Raw genomic sequence first — 18,000 nt, 5'->3', positions numbered from 1 at the left:
ATACACGCAAGCGCGTCAGCCTGCGCGGCACGGGTATGTACGCGGCAATCGCCGAGCGGTTGCGCGAGATGATTCTCGAAGGTGAATTGGCGCCGGGCGAGCATATCGACGAGAAAGCGCTGTGCGAGCGGTTCGACATCTCGAGAACGCCGGTCCGCGAGGCGCTCAAAACGCTCGTGACCGAGGGGTATGTGACCCACCGGCAGCACATGGGCTTTCAGGTCGCACCGATCAACAAGGCCGAGATTGCCGCCATCTTCGAAGTGCTGCATGGACTGGAGGAAACGGCCGGACGGCTCGCTGCGCAGCGCATCGACGACAAGCAGATGAAGGTGCTGATGGAGCGCCATCGCACCATGGAGACGTACCACCGCGAAGGCAAGCGTACGGCCTACTACCGCGCGAACCAGAAAGTGCATCAGCACATCGTCGACGTCGCCGGCAATCCGGTGTTATCTGACATGTACGCATCGTTGATGAGTAAGATTCACCGCGCGAGAGGTGCGGCTAATGCCGATGTGCTGCGTTGGGCCGAGTCCCTCGGCGAACACAGTGAAATACTGGACGCGCTATCCAGACGCGATGGAGCATGCCTCGCCCGCTTACTGCGCGAGCATTCGGAACACACCGCCGCGGAAGTGATGAAAGTGCTCGAAACCGCAAAAGGGAACGAGTAATGAAGGTCTGTGAAACCCGCATTGGCTTGAACGCCGTGGGTGCAGACATTGGACGTGGGCACCGCCTCACGGTGCCCGCGCAAGGCTAGCGACCGGCGCTCTGACCGCCGTCGACGTGCAAATTTCTCCCGTGATGAACGGTGCGGAATCAAGGAAGAGAATCGCGTCGGCGATATCGCTCGTCTCGCCCATGCGTCCCAGCGGGGCTGATGGGTTTCCGGCGCGTGCATCGGTGACTTGATGATCCCCGGCGCGACGGCATTCACGCGAATCCCTTGGCTCGCGTACTCGATCGCCAGCGACTTCGTGACAGCGTTCAGACCGCCCTTCGTCAGGGCCGCGAGTGTCGAATGCACGCCACTGATCGCTGCGTCGACGGCGCTGGCCGTGACGCTCACCACGTGGCCGCTCGAATACCTTTCCATTTCGGCGATCGCGAGTTGCGGTTTCGCATAAACCTGACATCACCCCTTTTTGGATTGCGCCAGCCACTGGTCCAGACTCACGCGGCCAATCCGCGCATCGCCGAGCGGAACCAGCGACTGTTCCTCGACGCGGCCGCCGAAGTAGCGTGCATCCTGATCCGCCACAACCGCGCGCGGGTCGCCGACAGACTTCAAATAACGGCTGACGATCGCGGCAAACGGTTCACGGTCCGGGCCCGCGACATCCACGGTGCCGTTCAGTGGCGTGGCTAGAGCGACCTGCGCGAGGATCGCTGCGACGTCATCCGCGGCTATCGGCTGGAAGAGTCCGTCCCCAACGCGCACCGTCCCGCCTTCGGTGCCGGCATCGGCAATCGCGCCGATGAATTCCATGAACTGGGTCGCGCGCACGATCGTGTAGGGCACACCCGCTGCTTCAATTGCCTCTTCCTGCGCGACCTTGGCAACGAAATACGCGTTTTCCGGCGTGCGCTCGCAGCCGACGATCGAAAGCGCGACGTGATGGCGTACCCCTGCCGCCACTTCGGCTTTGCCGAGGTTGCGCGTCGAGGTGCGGAAAAAGTCGAGCACCGCCTGAGGCTCCCAGGAAGGCGCGTTCGCCACATCCACTACGACGTCCGCGCCCGCGAGCGCGTTGCTCAGCCCTTCGCCCGTTACCGCGTTCACACCGGTACGCGGCGACGCAGCAATTGCCTCGTGACCCGCCTCGCCGAGCAGCTTGACGACGCGCGAGCCGATCAGCCCGGAACCACCGATTACGACGATTTTCATGGGACATCCTCCAGATATGAGTCAGTTGGCACGGGCAGACGGCTGGCGGCTGTTTCATCGAGGGAAAGCGCTCGCCGCCGTCGCATCGTGTGAGGCTATTGTGGGAAGATCATGAACCATCGAATAGTGCCAAGAATTGTCGAATGGACCAGGACATCCTGATTCTGGTCCACTTGCTGGCCAGACAGTCATGACCGTGCCGCCTACCGCATTCACCGTCGATATCGATCGGCAACTCGAGTTACCGATCTACCAGCAGATCTGCGCGCGCTTCAGAACCGCGATCGCCACAGGGCATCTGCGTTCGGGCGATCGTGTGCCCGCGCTGCGCAGCCTCGCTACGCAACTGAACACGGCGCGCGGAACGGTTGAACTGGCCTATACGATCCTCGTCGACGAAGGTTATCTGCAGATGCGCGGTGCGGCTGGCACGTTCGTGTCGCCCTCTCTGCCAGCTACCGTGACGCGCACGCGTACGCAAAGCGCAAAAGATTCGAACGGCACGCCAAGCGCTAAAACGGCTACCGCGCCTCAGACGCCGGGCGAATCCCACGGCGCGCAACCGGCGCCGCGCCAGCTTGCCATTGCGGCCGCCATGAGCGGCGAGCCCCGGCCGTTGCAACCCGGCCTGCCCGCGCTCGACGCATTTCCGGTCAAGGTTTGGAATCGCCTCGTTTCGCATCGCGCACGCAGCGGCGAGCGCGCAATGCTCGCGTACCCGGACCCTGCCGGCTACCGGCCGCTGCGCGAGCACATCGCCACGTATCTTGGGCTGTCGCGCGGCGTGACCTGCCTGCCGGACCAGGTGTTCGTGACGGGCGGCTACCGTGCGACGCTCGAACTCGTATTGCGCAGTCTCGCCCGCCCGAACGACAGCGTGTGGTACGAAGATCCGGGCTATCTGCTCGCGCGCGGTTTTCTCGCCGAAACCGGCGTACAGCTCATCGCAGTGCCGGTGGACGATGAAGGCATCGACGTCGAACACGGCACACGGCTGGATGCGCAGGCGCGCTTCGCGCTCGTCACGCCGTCGCATCAGAGCCCGCTCGGGCACACGTTATCGCTCTCCCGGCGCATCGCGTTGCTGGACTGGGCAGAGCAAGCGTCCAGCTGGATCGTCGAAGACGACTACGACAGCGAGTTCCGCTATCTGGGCCGGCCGTTGCCGGCATTGAAGAGCCTCGACCGTCACGATCACGTGATCTATTGCGGCACCTTCAGCAAGGTGATGTTTCCCGGCCTGCGGCTCGCGTATGCGGTGGTGCCGGAGCGGGCCGTCGAGCGTGTCGGGCGGGTGGCACGCAGCATGAACGCCGGATCGCCAACCCTGTTGCAGGCCGCTTTGGCCGACTTTCTCGAACGGGGGCATTTTGCGCGACATCTGAAGCGCATGCGCGCGCTATACGCGGAGCGGCGCGTGCTGATCGTGCGCGCGCTGGAGCAGGCGTTCGGCGAAAGGCTGATCGTCGAATTGCCGCCAGGGGGAATCCAGTTCGCCGCACAGTTCGCCGAGGGCCCTGATGGCCCGGTCGACGACGTCGCGTTTGCGGCGCGCGCCCGCGAAGCCGGCTTGGCCGTACTGCCGCTTTCGATCTGGTACGCGAATGGCCGCACAGCTCGCACGCCGCGTGGCCTGGTGATGGGCTTCGCAAACATCGCCAATGCAGCCGAAGCGGGCCGCCTCGCGCGGACCTTGCGCGCGTGTCTGGACCGCTGACGACGGGCGAAGGTTCGGGTCTTTACCAGTCGTCACACGTCGCGCCGTCGTACCCAAAATGAGGACAGCCGCGCACGCACGCTGCCGCATACTGCACCGATAACGCAAGCAAACTGGAGACACGCATGACCCGCCCGTTCAAGCCCTATCCGTTCGCGCCGCGCCGTTATCCGGCCGCGCTGCCGCCGCTCGTCGACGGACGCGATCCACAAACGCGCGCCGTCGCGATCGTCGGTGGCGGCCCGGTCGGCATGACGCTCGCGCTTGCGCTCGCGCGCCAGGGCGTGCGCTCGGTGCTGATCGAGGCCGACGACAGCGTCTGCACCGGCAGCCGCGCGATCTGCATCTCGCGACGCAGCCTCGAAATCTTCAAGCGGCTCGGTGTCGTCGATGGGTTTCTGCAAAAGGGGCTGGCGTGGACCGGCGGGCGCAGCTTCTATCGCGACACCGAGGTGTTCCGCTTCGCGATGCATCAGGACGACGAGCAGTCGCTGCCGCCGATGATCAATATCGCGCAGTATCAGATCGAACAGCTGCTGCTCGACGAGATCGAACGGCACGGCGATCTGATCGACGTGCGTTGGCAAACGCGTGTGACGGGCCTCGTGCAACGGCCGCAAGGCGGCGCGACGTTGACGCTGCGCAGCGCCGAATCTGCCGATTCGAAAGGCACGAGCTGGCAGATGGACGCCGCGTGGGTCGTCGCCTGCGACGGCGGACGCAGCACGATCCGCGACCTGCTCGGGCTGAAGCTCACCGGCACGACCTACGAAGGCCGCTACGTGATCGTCGATATCGAACTCGACAGCACGCGCGCGACCGAACGTCTCGCTTATTTCGATCCGCCGTCGAATCCGGGCTCGACGGTGCTCGTGCACAAGCAGCCCGACAACGTGTGGCGCATCGACTATCAGTTGCGCGACGACGAAGACCCCGACGCCGCCGTGCTGCCCGAGAACGTGATGCCGCGCGTGCAAAACCTGCTCGACTCGATGGGCGAAACCGGCGCGTGGTCGCCAATCTGGATCACGATCTACAAGGCCAATGCGCTAACGCTCGAACGCTACCGGCACGGCAGCGTGCTGTTCGCGGGCGACGCCGCGCATCTGGTGCCGATCTTCGGCGTGCGCGGCGCGAACTCCGGCATCGACGACGCCGACAATCTCGGCTGGAAGCTCGGCTGCGTGATCAATGGGAACGCTTCGCCAGCGCTGCTCGATAGCTATAGCGACGAACGTGTGTACGCGGCGCGCGAGAATCTTAGCTACGGCATGAAAAGCACCGAATTCATGGCGCCGCCGACCTTCGCGTTCGATCTGCTGCGCACGGCCGTGCTCGGACTCGCCGAGCATCATGCGGCGGTGCGGCCGCTGATCAATCCGCGCCAGACGCATGCGATCGCGTACCGGCAATCGCCGCTGAACTTCGTGGGCGACAAGGCTGATGCATTCGATCGCGGTCCCGCGCCCGGCACCGTGCTGCCCGAGTGCAGGCTGCTCAAACAATCGCAGGATGGCGCACGGATCGGCATTCATCTAACCGACCTGCTCGGGCCGTGCTTCACCGCGCTGCGCTTCGACGCAGACCACGCGAACGACGCTGAGTCGTGGCAGCAACTGCAAAGCACGCTCGCCAGCCATGGCATTCCGTTCAACCTGATCGACATCGTCACCGCCGAAACGCGATCGACGAACGGTCCTCGAGCGATCGACCCGACCGGCCGCCTGCACGACATGCTCGGCGCACAGCCCGGCACTGTCTATTTGATCCGCCCCGACGGCCACGTGCTGGCGCGCTGGCGCAACGGCAGCCCAGCCGCCGTGCGGCACGCGCTCGATGCCACGCTGACGCTGCAGAACTAACGCGCAAGGACCCTCGACACCATGACCGATTCCGATCTCGACCTCGTCTATACGACGCTGTGCAACACGCTGACGCACGAAGGCGAAGCGCAGGCGTCGCTGTATCTGGCGCGCCTCGCGCTGTTGTGTCTGACCGAACTCGACGACCCGCGGCGGGCGTTGTCGTTGATCGAAGCGGCGAAACTGCCGGCCGCCGCCGCGGCCTAGCGTCGGAAAAAGAAACCGCCTCCCCGGAGGCGGTGGCGAGCCGACTATTTTTCCGCGAGCCGATGACTGCCGCCATGCGGCTCAATGCGATAGCGCTGGCGAATCTCCTTCAAATGATCGAGATCGCCGGGATGCTTGCCGTCGGGAAAATCGACTTCGGCGATGCTGTGGCCAGCGCTCGCCTTGAGCATCCCACGCTTTTGGCCGCCGCTGGCCAGCACGGCGATCGCTTTGATATTGCCTTGCTGATCATATTCGATATGGACCTTCATGGGGGACTCCTCGTCATGTTCGATGGAATTGAGCGAATGCACAGCGGCCAGGTTCAAATTGCGTCGGTCCATGCAATGAAGAGTCCGTAGGAAGCAAAGTCGGTTGCGCTCGTGTTATGCACCTCCAGCAGCACGACCCGATTGCCTTCGGCGTCGCAATCGTTGGAAAGGTTGCGGACTTCGATGTTCTTGTCCCACGGCAGTCCCGACAGGGGGATGGCTGCCGCCCACAGGATTTCGCCGTAGTTCATCGGACCCACCCACCAGAACGCGGAGTCGCCCGCATTCAGATCGACTCCGCTGCCGACCAATTGGCCATTCACATTGATACCCATCGCTGTCTCCCAGTTGCAAACGGCCACAGCGACGCGTAATTGCCCGTGTGCCCGTGGCGGTCGTTACACCGCTGACTAGAGGACGGCAACGTTGGATGTGTTTTGAACGAAGTCCGGTATTCCGCGAATGCAAAAAAAACCGCGCGATCGACGCGCGGCTTTTCTTCCTTCCCAGAACCGAAGGCGCTACGACGACAACCTCACTGCTTCGGATACAAGCCCAACGTACTCGCATGCAGCCGCGCGAGCCCGAGCAACGCATCCGTATAAGGCGTCGGCACGTGCGTCAGCTGCCCAAGCTCGCGCACCGCGCCGACCAGCGCGTCGAGTTCGACCGCCTTGCCGGCCTGCACGTCCTGCAGCATCGACGTCTTCATCGCGCCGAGCTTAAGCGTGACCGCGTGACGGTCATCGGGCGCCTGGTCGATCGGGATGCCGAAGCGCGCGCCGATTTCCTTCGCCTCCAGCATGATGTGCGTGACGAAGCCGCGCACGAGTTCGTCGCCGAGAATCCGGTCGGTCGTTGCGCCGGTGATCGCGCTGACCGGGTTCATCGTCATGTTGCCCCATAGCTTGAACCAGACGTCGCGCTGGATCTGCGCGGAGGCCGTGGCATGGAAGCCCGCCGCCTGCAACAGCGCGGCGAGCAGTTCGATACGCTCGCTCGGCTTGCCCGACGCCTCGCCGACGATCAGCCCATTGCCCTGGTGATGCCGGATCACGCCGGGTGCGTCGATCAGGCAACTGGCATGCACGACACAGCCGACCGTCTGCGCGGTCGGGATCGCGGCGGCGATCGCGCCGTCGGGGTCGATCGTCTTCAGGCGCTGGCCGGCGAGCTCGCCGCCGAGGCCGTCGCAGAACCACCACGGCACGCCGTTCATCGCCGTCAGCACGATCGTCTCGGGGCCGAGCAGCGGTTTAATATGCGCGGCCACCGCCGCCATCGCCGGGCCCTTGACCGCGATCACGACGAGCTCCTGCACGCCGAGGTCGGCCGGCTTGTCGCTCGCCTTCACCTGCTCGGCGTAGATCACGCCGCCTTCGATCAGCCGCAGACCGTGCTGGCGCACCGCGTCGAGCGTCGCGCCGCGCGCGACCACGCTGACCTGATGCCCCGCCTGCGCGAGCTTCACTCCCATCCAGCCGCCGATCGCGCCGGCGCCGTAGATCGCTACTTTCATCGCTTGAATCCTTGCCTGTTGCTGTGTTTATCGCAGCGTTGATTGTCGCGCTCTTTTGCGGGTGGCTTCAATCATTGCCGGTAGCTCGCATCGATCCGGTCGACCCGCCGCACCAGCGCATCGAACACGTCCTGCCCGGCGCCGTGGCGCGGGTCGAACTGCAGCGCGTCGCGCGAGCAGCGCATCGCGACCTCCTCCGGCACCGGCCGCGCGCGGCCCATCGAAAACGTCGCCATCTGGATTTCGCACGCGCGATTCAGCGTCCACAGAATCGCGAAGGTCTGCGGCAACGTCCGGCCCCACGATAGCAGACCGTGGTTGCGCAGGATCACTGCCTGTTTGTCGCCGATATGCGCGAGCAGCCGCGGGCCCTCTTCCGCGTGAATCGTGATGCCTTCGAAGTCGTGATACGCGATCCGGTCGTGCAACTGCGCGCTATAGAAGTTGGTTTGCTGCAGGCCCTCTTCGAGACAGGCCACCGCGACGCCCGCTGTCGTATGCGTATGCATCACGCAGTGCGCGTCGGGCAAGCCCTCGTGAATCGCCGCATGCACGACGAAGCCGGCCGGATTCACCGGATACGGCGAGCCGTCGAGCACCCGCCCCTGCGCATCGATCTTCACCAGATTGCTCGCGGTGACTTCGCTGTAGTGCAGCCCAAACGGGTTGATCAGGAAGTGGCGCTCGGCGCCGCTGACGGTTTCGGGCACGCGCAGCGTGATGTGGTTGTAGATCATCTCGGTCCAGCCGAGCAGATCGAAGATCCGGTAGCACGCGGCGAGCTGCACGCGCGCCTGCCATTCGTCCGGATGCATCGCGGCCGGTCTGGACGAGCTCGCCGGTTGCGCTTCGAGGGTCGTGGCCATCGTCAGTGTCTCCATGATTGTGGTTGTGACGGCGCGGCCATGCGCGCCGCCACCTGTTCACGCGTGCTGCAACGGCGGCTGAACCGCCGGACGGCTTCAGGCGCCCGACACCACCGCCGCGATCGACGACGCGACATAGTCCGCGTTACGCGCGTTCAGCCCGGCGACGCACATGCGGCCCGAGCGCAGCACGTACACCGCGTATTCGTTGCGCAGACGCTCGACCTGGCTTTCGGACAGGCCCGTGTACGTGAACATGCCGCGCTGCGCGACATAGCGCGCGCGCATCACTTCGTCGACGCGTCCGTCGAGCCCCGCGTGGATCACGTTGCGCATCGCCAGAATGCGCTCGCGCATCGTGCCGAGCTCGGCTTCCCACGACGCGCGCAGCGTCGCATCGGCGAGCACGTTGGCGACGAGGCGCGCGCCGTGCGTCGGCGGATTGCTGTAGTTCGCCCGCACCGCCGACATCAGCTGGCCCGCCACGCGCGCCGCTTCGTCGGCGCTCTTGCAGACCACGCTCAACGCGCCGACACGCTCGCCGTACAGCGAGAAATTCTTCGAGAACGAGTTCGCGACGATCAGCGGCACGTTCGCGTCGGCTAGCAGGCGCACCGGTGCGGCGTCTTCTTCGAGGCCGGCGCCGAAACCCTGGTAGGCCATGTCGACGAACGCGATCAGCTTGCGGCGCTGCAAAACCGGCGCCAGTTCCGCCCATTGCGCCGGGCTCAGATCCACGCCGGTCGGGTTATGGCAGCACGCGTGCAGCAGCACGACGCTCTTTTCCGGCAATGCGTCGATCGCGGCGAGCATCTCGGCGAAACGCAGGCCACCCGTTTGCGGGTCGTAGTACGGGTAGGTGTTGACCGTCAGGCCCGCGCCTTCGAATATCACGCGATGGTTTTCCCAGCTCGGGTCGCTGATCCACACCTGCGAGCCGGCGAAATAGCGCTTCAGGAAATCGGCGCCTACCTTCAGCGCGCCCGAGCCACCGAGCGTTTGCAGCGTCGCGATCCGGCCTTCGGCGCGCGCCGCGCTGTCGGTGCCGAACACCAGCGCCTGCGCGGTGTCGCGATAGAGCGGCAGACCCGCCATCGGCAGATACGAGCGCGGGCCGATCGCGTCGAGCAGCGCGGTTTCGGCGCGGCGCACCGCGTCGATCACCGGCAGCTTGCCGGCGTCGTCGAAGTAGATGCCGATGCTGAGGTTGACCTTGTTCGGCCGGGGGTCCAGCTGAAAGTCTTCGTTCAGGCTCAGAATCGGGTCGCCCGGATAGGCGGGAATATGGTCGAACATGACGGGTCCTTGAAGGCGGCCTGTGCAGGCCTGTTGTAGCGGTCGTCCGCGCGCCGCGCGATGACAGGGCAAACCTTAAGTCTAAGCGGGTTTGCCGGGCTAAGTCGACCCGCACGAGTGTCGGTCGCCGGCGCGCCGCGCACAATCAATCGTTTTTTCACGATTCGTAAGTTTTTCTTTAGAATCGATCGTATGCCTCTTACCCGCGTCACGATCCGCCAATTCGAAGCGTTCCTCGCCATCGTCGATCTGCACAGCATCGGCGCGGCGGCAGAGCGGCTCGGGCTGACTTCGTCGGCGGTCAGCCAATTGCTTGCCGAGCTCGAAACGGAGCTCGGCTTCCGGCTGTTCGATCGCACCACGCGGCGTGTCACGCTGTCCAGCGCGGGGCAGGACTTTCTGGCGTCGGCCGAATCGGTGCTGCGCCACGTGCGCGCGGCCGCCCAGTCCGCCGACGACATCCGCAATCGCGCGGCCGGCATCGTGCGGGTCGGCGCGCCGCTCGTGATCGCATCGACGGCGCTGCCCGCGGCGATCGCCGAGTACGCGCGCGACAAGCCGAAGGTGGTCGTGCGGGTCTGCGATACCGTGGTTGAGCAACTGGTGGAGCGGGTGGAGAGCGGCGATATCGATCTCGCGATCGGCCCCGACCGGCAAAGCGGGCCGCGCGTGCGCGCCGAGGCCGCGTTCGCGAGTCCGTGGGTCATGTGGTGCGCGGCCGCGCATCCGCTCGCCGCTCGCCGCCGCGTGCAGTGGCAGCATCTGCGCGACGTGCCGATCGTCGCGACCGGCCGCGACCATGAGCGCGCGGTCGATCAGATGCGCGCCAATCTGCCGGTCGAGGCGCGCATCATTCCGGTCGATGTCGTCGATAACGTGACTACCGCGTTCGGCCTCGCCGCGCAAGGGCTGGCGGTCACGCTCGCGCCGGCCTATGTGGCGCCGCTCGCGCGCACGTTCGGGCTCGTGATGAAGCGCATCGTCGATCCGGAAACGATTCGCGAGGTGTGCGTGTATCGCTCGACCGAACGGGCGCTGTCGCCATCGGCCGATGGTTTCGCGGATTTCGTGATGCCGTGGTTGAAACGCTGGGATCGGGAGACGCAGGCCGAGGCGCGGGGTAAGCGGAGTTGATGCGCGATGCGACGCGTCGCGCATCTAGGGCTGCATACACAGCGCGAACAGTTGCCGCTGATTCGAAATCCCCAGCCGCGCATACGCGCGCTTCTGATACGTGACGACGCTCGCCGGCTTCACACCCATCTTGCCGGCAATCTCGGCGGCGCTCGCGCCTTCGAGCGTGCCACGCAACGCGTCGAGCTCGCGCGGCGTCAGCGTCGGACATGCGCGCCGCACGCGCGCGAGCATCGCCGCGCCGGTGCCCTGCTGATGCTGCCCGTTCAGCGCGTAATGGCCCTTCGCCGCATGCGCGAACAGCGGCGCGACGCTTTCGATCCGCTCCAGATCGCCCGGCGTGAACACGCCGTACGCGCGGTCGCGATACAGGTTGATCGACAGCCATACGCTATCCGCGGGCTGAACCAACAACGACAGCCGGTCCGATACGTTCGGCTGCGCGTAGCAGGCCGCCCGATACGCTTCGTTTTCGATTTCGTCGCCGCGCTGTTGATGCAGCACCAGCCCATCCCGTGAAGCACTGCGCCGCCTGTCATGGGTCTGGCCGATGATCGCGCGATTGCCGTCGAGCGCATAAAAATGCGCGGCGTAGCGTTCGGCGACGTCGCGCAGAAAATGCCCGCCGCGATGATCGGCCGCCGACACCGTACGCGGCCGCGCATCGAACTCATACGCGAAGATCGTGCACTGCGAGACGGGCAGCGACAACGATTCCCCAACCGTCTGCAGAATGCTCGCGGCGAGCGCGTCGGCATCCGGGTGGGAGATCGCCATGACGAGGTCGGTGGCGCGCGCGGTGCTGATCTGACCGCTGCGCTGCGGTGATGCGAGGCGCCAGGAACGCATGATGGGGATTGGTGCTTGCGCTGCGTGGATTGGGTTGCGGCAAGCGTAGCACAGCCGGCGCGCGGCGCAGGTCCGCCGGCTTGATCCAGTCGTCAGCGACGCCTTATCGCCCGGTAAACGACCCCCGCTGCAACGCCACCGCCCTCGGCAATTCGATCGTAAAGGTCGTGCCGGCCTCGTGGCTGGATACGACGCTGACGTCGCCGCCATGCATCCGCGCGATCTCCTGCACGATATGCAGACCGAGCCCGAGCCCTTCGCGCGAGCGCGCGCCGTTGCCGTTCGACCCGAACGCCTTGAACAGATGCGGAAACACCTCGGCCGGAATCGTGCCGCGATTGGACACCTTCAGCCGCACGCAATCCTCGGCGTCGCCATCGACCTCGACGCCGATATCCCCCTCCGGCGCGCCATGATGCAGCGCATTGCTGACGAGATTCGACACCGCCTGCCACACGAGATCGGTATCCCACGCGCCGGCCGTATTGCCGGTGCAGGTGAACACGATCTGCTTGCCGCTGTCCTGCGACGCGAATTCGTCGATCACCGCGCGGCACAGCGTCGCCAGTTCGATCGAGCGCGGCTGCAACGGCAGACGTCCCCCTTGCAGGCGCGCGAGGTTCAGCAGCTGATCGACCATCCGCGCCATGCGCAGCGAGCTGTTCTTCACGCGCGCGGCGACGGTCGCTGCCTGCTCGTCGGCGGCCGTGCGCATCAGGTATTCCGCGGACGCGAGCACCGCGCCGAGCGGCGTGCGCAGATCGTGACTGAGCACCGCCATCAGCATTTCGTTCGCTTCGAGCATCTGGCGCGTCGTCACCAGTTGCGCGGCGAGCTGGCGCTTCTGCTGCTCCAGCTGCACGAACACGTCGACCTTCGACTGCAGGATGCGCGGATCGAACGGCTTGTACAGGAAGTCGACCGCGCCCGCCTCGTAGCCGCGGAACGTGCGCGACGCGTCCTGCGCGGTCGCGGTCAGAAAGATGATCGGAACGTGCGAGGTGCGCGGGCTGCCGCGCATCAGCGCGGCCAGCTCGAAGCCGTTCATGCCGGGCATGTTGACGTCGAGAATCGCCAGCGCGACTTCGTGCTTGAGCAGCAGATCGAGCGCGGCGGTGCCGGAGTCGGCGACCAGCACCGCGACGTCGGGCCGCGCGAGCAATGCTTCGAGCGCGGTGATGTTGTGGGCGATGTCGTCGACGATCAGGATGTTCACGGGTGAGTTCGTCATGGCATCGGATCAAAGGGAAGTCGGCAGCGCGGCAAGGCGCCTGGCCAGGGTTTCGGGATTGAAAATCGCATCGGCGGCGCCACGCGCGATCGCCGCGCGCGGCATTTCCGCCGCACCGGCGCTGGCGGGGTCCTGCACCCATGCGGTGCCGTCGAGCGCGCGCACGCGTTCGAGGCCGAGCGCGCCGTCGTCGTTGGCGCCGGACAGCAGGATCGCGAGCAGCCGCTCGCCGTACACCGCGGCGGCCGATTCGAACAGCACGTCGATCGACGGCCGCGAGAAGCGCACCGCCGCATCGGTCGACAGCGCGACCGTGCGGTCCACTTCGACGAGCATGTGGTAACCGGGCGGCGCGACGTGCACGCGGCCCGGCAGGATCAGCTCGCCGGCATCGGGTTCGAGCACCGGCAGCGCGCAGCGATGCGCGAGCGCCGGCACCAGATAGCTCGGCGAATCGGGCGGCAGATGCATGACGACCATCACGGCCGCCGCGAAGCGCGCGGGCAACGCGGCGAGCAGCACGTTGAGCACCTCGATGCCGCCCGCCGACCCGCCGATCACGACCAGCTCGTAACCGCGCGGCTCGCGCGCGCGCGCGGCGCCGCCGGCATCGGCGGTATGAGTCATGGCAGGTTCGACGTTCGAAGATGGCATCGCGACCTCGCTAACGCTTCTGATAAATGCGCTCGGCCGCGCGGAACTCGTCGAACGCCGGATAGTGACGCGAAAACCGCAGGCTTTCCTTGCTGCCCAGGCCGAGAAAACCGCGCCGCACCAGCGCGTTCTCGAACAGCCCCAACGCGCGATCCTGCAGGCCGCGATCAAAATAGATCAGCACGTTGCGGCACGACACCAGATGCGCTTCGAGGAACACTTCGTCGGTGGACAGGCTGTGATCGGCGAACACCACCCGCTCTTTCAGCGAGCCGGCAAAGCGCGCGCCGCCATACGCTGCATGATAGTAGTCCGACAGCGAACGCGTGCCGCCCGCCGCCAGATAGTTCTGCGTGAAGCCCTGGATGCGTTCGAGCGCATAGATGCCCGCCTCCGCGCGCGCGAGCGCGTCGGGGTTGATGTCGGTCGCATAGAACAGCGTGCGCTCGGTGAGGCCCTCCTCGTCGAACAGGATCTTCAGCGACCACAGCTCCTCGCCGGTGCTGCATCCCGCGACCCACACCTTGACCGACGGATAGGTGCGCAGACGCGGCAGCACATGTTGGCGCAGCGCGAGGAAATACGACGGATCGCGAAACATGTCGCTGACCTGCACGGTCAGGTACCGGAACAGCCGCGAAAACTCGTTGCCGTCGCGCATGATGCGGTCCTGCAACTGCGACAGCGTCTCCACGTTGAATTCATCGAGCGCCTGCGCGAGGCGGCGGCGCAGCGACGACATCGCGTAGTGGCGAAAGTCGTGCTGATACTTCAGATAGATCGCCTCGAGCAGCAGCTTCAGCTCGATGTCGAAATCGCTGAGACGCTGCGGTGCGTCAGATGCGGACGGTTTCATCGCGTTTCTCGTTTGCGTGCTTGCGCTCGCGCGCTCAGCGCTGCCGCAGCCACACGCGGCATAGCGCGACGAGCTTGTCGACGTCGATCGGTTTCGACACGTAGTCGTCGGCGCCGGCTTCGAGGCAGCGCGTGCGATCGTTCGCCATCGCCTTGGCGGTCAGCGCGATGATCGGCAGATGCGCGAAGCGCGGATTGCGGCGAATCTCGCCCATCGCGGTCAGGCCGTCCATCTCGGGCATCATGACGTCCATCAGCACCAGATGCACTTCCGGTCCGTTCTCCAGTTCGTCGAGCGCCTCGCGGCCATTGCGCGCGATCAGCAGCTTCGCGCCGAGCGGTTCGAGCACGTGCGACAGCGCAAAGATGTTGCGCACGTCGTCTTCGGCGAGCAGGATCGTGCGGCCCTCGAACGCATTGTCACGTTGCCGCACGGTGCGCAGCATACGCTGCTGCTCCGGCGCGAGCGACGACTCGACGCTGTGCAGGAACAGCGTGACTTCGTCGAGCAGACGCTCCGGCGATTTCGCGCCTTTAATGATGATCGACTTCGAATAGCGGCGCAGCCGGTGTTCCTCTTCGTCGGACAGCATGCGGCCGGTGTAGACGATCACCGGCAGCGATGCGTGTGCGGTGTTGGCGGCGAGGCGTTCGAGCAGATCGTAGCCGGTGCCGTCGGGCAGCGCGAGATCGGTGACGACGCAGTCGAACGCCAGCGCCCCCAATTGCTCGAACGCCTCGGCGAGTGTCGCGACCGCGACGATCTCGGTGTTCTCGCTTTGCAGCAGCGCGCGGATGCTTTCGCGCATCGGCGCGTCGTCCTCGATCACCAGCACGCGCTTCAGGCGCTGTTGCAGCCGCGCTTCGAGGCGGCGGATCGCGGCCTCCATCGTCGAGCGCGCGGTCGGCTTCAGCGTGTAGCCGATCGCGCCGAGGTGCAGAGCCTTATCGGCGTGATCGGTAGCCGACACGATATGAATCGGAATGTGGCGCGTCAGCGGATCGTTTTTCAGCCATTCGAGCACCGTGAGGCCCGAGCGGTCCGGCAGACCCACGTCGAGCAGCACCGCCGCCGGCCGCATGTCGCGCACCAGCGCGAGACCGCTGGCGGCGTCGCTCGCGTGCACGAAGTCGAAGTCGAGTTCGTGCACGAGATCGCGCAAAATCGCCGCGAACGGCGGATCGTCTTCGACCGCGACGATCAGACGGCCGGCGCGCGTGCGGTTGTCGCGATCGTCCGCGATCGGCGCGGCGGCGGCGGGCTCGGCCGCGCCGGGCAGCAACGCGTCGCGCAACGCGATCGGCGACGCCCGGTTTGCCAGGCCATTCGCCGGCGAGATCACCGCGGCGGGCGCGGCGTCGAGCGGCGTGTGCAGCAACGGCGCTTCCGCCGTCGCCTGCGCGCCAATGCCCGTGCCGGCGTTGATCGCGCTGCCCGCGGCCTCGCGCGCATCGAGCGGCAGCCACAGCGAAAACACGCTGCCCTTGCCCACTTCGCTCGCGACCGTGATGCGCCCGCCCAGCAGCCGCGAGAATTCACGCGAAATCGACAGCCCGAGGCCGCTGCCGCCGTATTGACGGCTCGTCGAACCATCGGCCTGCTGGAATGCCTCGAAGATCATGTCGAGCTTGTCGGCCGGAATGCCGATGCCCGAATCGCGCACGTCGAAGCGCAGCACGTTGTCCTCGACCTTGGCGACCTCGAGCGTGACCTCGCCGCGCTCGGTGAACTTCACCGCGTTCGACAGCAGGTTGCGCAGAATCTGCGTGAGCCGCTGACCGTCGGTGACGAACGTATCCGGCGTACCCGGCAATTTGTCGAAGGCGACCCGCAAGTGCTTGGTCGCCGCGATCGGCCGGAACATTTCGTCGAGCGATTGCAGCGTCGCGTCGATCGACACCGTTTCGGGTTCGACCGTCAGCTGCCCCGCCTCGACCTTCGACAGGTCGAGAATATCGTTGATCAGCACGAGCAGATCGCTGTTCGACGCGTGGATCGTCTCCGCGTAGCGCACCTGCTCGTCGGTCAGATTGCCGCTGCGATTTTGCTGCAGCAGCTTCGCGAGAATCAGCGAGCTGTTCAGCGGCGTGCGCAATTCGTGCGACATATTCGCGAGGAATTCGGACTTGTAGCGGCTCGACTGTTCGAGGCGCTCCGCGTTGGCCGCCAGATCGTTCTGCGCGCGCAGCAGATCCGATTTCTGGCGCTCCAGCCGCTGCGCGTATTCCTCGAGTTGCACGTTGGTCTGTTCGAGTTCGGACTGCTGCGCTTCGAGGCGCCGTTGCGAGTCCATCAGCGCGCGGCCGCGTTCCTCGAGACCTTCGTTGGAGACCCGCAACTCCTCCTGCTGGACCTGCAACTCCTCGTTCAGCTGCTGCGTCTCGGCGAGCGCATCCTGCAGGCGCTCGCGATACAGCGCCGCTTCGAGAAAATCGCCCATGCTGTGGCGGATCAGTTCCATGAACTCTTCGTCGCGCGGCCTCACTTCGCGCAGGAAGCCCATTTCGATGACGCCGTTGACCTGGCCGTCGTTGTCGATCGGCAGGATCAGCAGATTGCGCGGCGCGCCGCTGCCCGTCGCCGACATGACCCGCACATAATCGGCGGGCACGTCGCGCAAAACCAGTGTGCGATGCGAGCGCGCGGCCTGGCCGACCAGCGTTTCGCCTTCCTCGAAACTCGGTGCGGCGGTCTGTTCGCTGTCGCGGCTGTATCCATACGCGGCGATGCGGCGCAGCGTGCCGCTTTGCCGGTCGCGCACGTAGAGCGCGGCGACGACCGCATCGAGATATTGGGCGAGAAACTCGAGCATTGCGCGGCCAACGAGCGGCGCGCTGGTCTGACCGACCACCTTGTCCGCGAGCAGGCGCTGGCCCGAGCGCAACCAGACCTGCTGCTCGAGCAGCGTGGTCTGCTCGGCCTGCTGACGCAGCACGTTGTCGTAGGTCTCCGACAGGTCCAGCAGTTCACGACGCCCCCGCCATGCGAGCAGGCCGCTGACGACGAGGCTGAACAGCAGGAACAGGCCGACCAGCGTCCCCGTCACATTGCGCGTCGCTTCGGCGCGCTGCTGGCGCAGGCGCAATTCGACATCGAGAAAATCGCCGAATTCGCGGCGTATTTCGTCGAATTCGAGCTTGCCGCGCCCCGCTGCGATCGCGCTCTCATAGTCCAGGTTGCGGCGGCGCGCGTCGATGGTCTCTTCGGCGAAGCGCGTCCAACGCTGCTGCAACGCCTCGATCTGCTTGAGCCGCGCGATCTGCAGCGGGTTGTCGGCGAGCTGCTTTTGCAAGCTTTCGAGCTGCGCCTTGAATTTCGGGCCGCCGTTTTCATACGGCGTGAGGAAGCTCTCGTCACCGGTGATCAGAAAGCCGCGCATCGACGATTCGCGATCGACCGCGAGTCGCAGCATTTCGTTGGCGTCGCCGATCACGCGCTCGGAGTGCTCGGCCCAACTCATCGTCGACACGAGATAAACGATCAGGCCGACGAACAGCGCCATCGTGACGAGGCCGACGCCCAAAGGCAGCGCGATATTGCGGCGAAGGATGCGGCGGAAACGGAGTTGATCGACGGCCTGCGATGCGGTCATTTTTTCTGTAGGTGGCATGGCGAATCGGGTCGATGCGGAATATTTTGCGGG

16 protein-coding genes and 1 pseudogene are annotated in these 18,000 nt (G+C 65.6%); 5 read left to right on the top strand and 12 right to left on the bottom strand.

Features of this window, described 5'->3' with window-relative positions:
* Positions 1-35: 35 nt before the first annotated feature.
* On the top strand, positions 36-677 hold the full coding sequence (locus AB3X89_RS13970) for a GntR family transcriptional regulator (RefSeq protein ID WP_368583819.1): 642 nt from the start codon (positions 36-38) through the stop codon (positions 675-677).
* A gap of 85 nt (positions 678-762) precedes the next feature.
* Here the strand turns inward: AB3X89_RS13970 and AB3X89_RS13965 are convergent.
* Positions 763-1,120, bottom strand: a pseudogene (locus AB3X89_RS13965) (SDR family NAD(P)-dependent oxidoreductase); the annotation flags it as partial.
* A gap of 21 nt (positions 1,121-1,141) precedes the next feature.
* Positions 1,142-1,894, bottom strand: a complete 753-nt coding sequence (locus AB3X89_RS13960; RefSeq protein WP_368583804.1) for an SDR family oxidoreductase — start codon at positions 1,892-1,894, stop codon at positions 1,142-1,144.
* Positions 1,895-2,084: 190 nt separating this feature from the next.
* On the opposite strand from AB3X89_RS13960, the gene AB3X89_RS13955 reads away from it, so the two are divergent.
* The 3 genes from AB3X89_RS13955 to AB3X89_RS13945 all read left to right on the top strand — a co-directional run bounded on the left by AB3X89_RS13955 (position 2,085) and on the right by AB3X89_RS13945 (position 5,680).
* A complete protein-coding gene (locus AB3X89_RS13955) occupies positions 2,085-3,611 on the top strand; it encodes a PLP-dependent aminotransferase family protein (protein WP_368583803.1) in 1,527 nt (508 codons plus the stop codon).
* A gap of 125 nt (positions 3,612-3,736) precedes the next feature.
* Entirely contained in the window at positions 3,737-5,473 is a 1,737-nt protein-coding gene (locus AB3X89_RS13950; RefSeq protein WP_368583802.1) for an FAD-dependent oxidoreductase, read from the top strand.
* Between the two features lie 21 nt (positions 5,474-5,494).
* On the top strand, positions 5,495-5,680 hold the full coding sequence (locus AB3X89_RS13945; protein ID WP_368583801.1) for a hypothetical protein: 186 nt from the start codon (positions 5,495-5,497) through the stop codon (positions 5,678-5,680).
* Between the two features lie 44 nt (positions 5,681-5,724).
* On the opposite strand, the gene AB3X89_RS13940 is transcribed toward AB3X89_RS13945, so the two are convergent.
* The 5 genes from AB3X89_RS13940 to AB3X89_RS13920 all read right to left on the bottom strand — a co-directional run bounded on the left by AB3X89_RS13940 (position 5,725) and on the right by AB3X89_RS13920 (position 9,633).
* Positions 5,725-6,024 (bottom strand): hypothetical protein, encoded by a 300-nt coding sequence (locus tag AB3X89_RS13940; protein ID WP_368583800.1) that lies wholly within the window; start codon positions 6,022-6,024, stop codon positions 5,725-5,727.
* Positions 6,006-6,287: a hypothetical protein gene (locus AB3X89_RS13935; protein WP_368583799.1), complete on the bottom strand. Its 282-nt coding sequence runs from the start codon at positions 6,285-6,287 to the stop codon at positions 6,006-6,008. The genes AB3X89_RS13940 and AB3X89_RS13935 overlap by 19 nt, the downstream gene beginning before the upstream one ends.
* A gap of 200 nt (positions 6,288-6,487) precedes the next feature.
* Positions 6,488-7,471 carry a 2-dehydropantoate 2-reductase gene (locus tag AB3X89_RS13930; RefSeq protein WP_368583798.1) on the bottom strand — a complete coding sequence of 328 codons (984 nt, stop codon included), beginning with the start codon at positions 7,469-7,471 and terminating at the stop codon, positions 6,488-6,490.
* Between the two features lie 71 nt (positions 7,472-7,542).
* Positions 7,543-8,337 carry a class II aldolase/adducin family protein gene (locus tag AB3X89_RS13925; RefSeq protein ID WP_368583797.1) on the bottom strand — a complete coding sequence of 265 codons (795 nt, stop codon included), beginning with the start codon at positions 8,335-8,337 and terminating at the stop codon, positions 7,543-7,545.
* Positions 8,338-8,433: 96 nt separating this feature from the next.
* A complete protein-coding gene (locus AB3X89_RS13920) occupies positions 8,434-9,633 on the bottom strand; it encodes an aromatic amino acid transaminase (RefSeq protein WP_368583796.1) in 1,200 nt (399 codons plus the stop codon).
* A 192-nt stretch (positions 9,634-9,825) separates the two neighbouring features.
* Between AB3X89_RS13920 and AB3X89_RS13915 the strand changes: the two genes are divergently transcribed.
* Positions 9,826-10,767, top strand: a complete 942-nt coding sequence (locus AB3X89_RS13915; RefSeq protein ID WP_368583795.1) for a LysR family transcriptional regulator — start codon at positions 9,826-9,828, stop codon at positions 10,765-10,767.
* A gap of 24 nt (positions 10,768-10,791) precedes the next feature.
* Here AB3X89_RS13915 and AB3X89_RS13910 read toward each other — a convergent pair whose 3' ends face one another.
* The 5 genes from AB3X89_RS13910 to AB3X89_RS13890 form a co-directional block, all read right to left on the bottom strand.
* Positions 10,792-11,616 carry a helix-turn-helix transcriptional regulator gene (locus AB3X89_RS13910; RefSeq protein WP_368583794.1) on the bottom strand — a complete coding sequence of 275 codons (825 nt, stop codon included), beginning with the start codon at positions 11,614-11,616 and terminating at the stop codon, positions 10,792-10,794.
* 103 nt (positions 11,617-11,719) lie between these two features.
* Positions 11,720-12,847, bottom strand: a complete 1,128-nt coding sequence (locus AB3X89_RS13905) for a response regulator (protein WP_368583793.1) — start codon at positions 12,845-12,847, stop codon at positions 11,720-11,722.
* A gap of 9 nt (positions 12,848-12,856) precedes the next feature.
* A complete protein-coding gene (locus tag AB3X89_RS13900; protein ID WP_368583792.1) occupies positions 12,857-13,474 on the bottom strand; it encodes a chemotaxis protein CheB in 618 nt (205 codons plus the stop codon).
* 37 nt (positions 13,475-13,511) lie between these two features.
* Entirely contained in the window at positions 13,512-14,357 is an 846-nt protein-coding gene (locus AB3X89_RS13895) for a protein-glutamate O-methyltransferase CheR (protein WP_368583791.1), read from the bottom strand.
* A gap of 34 nt (positions 14,358-14,391) precedes the next feature.
* Entirely contained in the window at positions 14,392-17,949 is a 3,558-nt protein-coding gene (locus tag AB3X89_RS13890; protein WP_368583790.1) for a response regulator, read from the bottom strand.
* Positions 17,950-18,000: the final 51 nt, after the last annotated feature.

The organism is Paraburkholderia sp. BR14320, from assembly GCF_040948665.1.
Taxonomy (GTDB): Bacteria; Pseudomonadota; Gammaproteobacteria; order Burkholderiales; family Burkholderiaceae; genus Paraburkholderia; species Paraburkholderia youngii.
This window is presented reverse-complemented; position numbering and strand designations above follow the sequence as displayed.

Bases quoted from the DNA above. Each gene is read 5' to 3' on its own strand.
- AB3X89_RS13970 (WP_368583819.1), top strand. From the start codon at position 36: ATGTACGCGGCAATCGCCGAGCGGTTGCGCGAGATGATTCTCGAAGGT.
- AB3X89_RS13960 (WP_368583804.1), bottom strand. From the start codon at position 1,894: ATGAAAATCGTCGTAATCGGTGGTTCCGGGCTGATCGGCTCGCGCGTC.
- AB3X89_RS13955 (WP_368583803.1), top strand. From the start codon at position 2,085: ATGACCGTGCCGCCTACCGCATTCACCGTCGATATCGATCGGCAACTC.
- AB3X89_RS13950 (WP_368583802.1), top strand. From the start codon at position 3,737: ATGACCCGCCCGTTCAAGCCCTATCCGTTCGCGCCGCGCCGTTATCCG.
- AB3X89_RS13945 (WP_368583801.1), top strand. From the start codon at position 5,495: ATGACCGATTCCGATCTCGACCTCGTCTATACGACGCTGTGCAACACG.
- AB3X89_RS13940 (WP_368583800.1), bottom strand. From the start codon at position 6,024: ATGGACCGACGCAATTTGAACCTGGCCGCTGTGCATTCGCTCAATTCC.
- AB3X89_RS13935 (WP_368583799.1), bottom strand. From the start codon at position 6,287: ATGGGTATCAATGTGAATGGCCAATTGGTCGGCAGCGGAGTCGATCTG.
- AB3X89_RS13930 (WP_368583798.1), bottom strand. From the start codon at position 7,471: ATGAAAGTAGCGATCTACGGCGCCGGCGCGATCGGCGGCTGGATGGGA.
- AB3X89_RS13925 (WP_368583797.1), bottom strand. From the start codon at position 8,337: ATGGCCACGACCCTCGAAGCGCAACCGGCGAGCTCGTCCAGACCGGCC.
- AB3X89_RS13920 (WP_368583796.1), bottom strand. From the start codon at position 9,633: ATGTTCGACCATATTCCCGCCTATCCGGGCGACCCGATTCTGAGCCTG.
- AB3X89_RS13915 (WP_368583795.1), top strand. From the start codon at position 9,826: ATGCCTCTTACCCGCGTCACGATCCGCCAATTCGAAGCGTTCCTCGCC.
- AB3X89_RS13910 (WP_368583794.1), bottom strand. From the start codon at position 11,616: ATGCGTTCCTGGCGCCTCGCATCACCGCAGCGCAGCGGTCAGATCAGC.
- AB3X89_RS13905 (WP_368583793.1), bottom strand. From the start codon at position 12,847: ATGACGAACTCACCCGTGAACATCCTGATCGTCGACGACATCGCCCAC.
- AB3X89_RS13900 (WP_368583792.1), bottom strand. From the start codon at position 13,474: ATGACTCATACCGCCGATGCCGGCGGCGCCGCGCGCGCGCGCGAGCCG.
- AB3X89_RS13895 (WP_368583791.1), bottom strand. From the start codon at position 14,357: ATGAAACCGTCCGCATCTGACGCACCGCAGCGTCTCAGCGATTTCGAC.
- AB3X89_RS13890 (WP_368583790.1), bottom strand. From the start codon at position 17,949: ATGACCGCATCGCAGGCCGTCGATCAACTCCGTTTCCGCCGCATCCTT.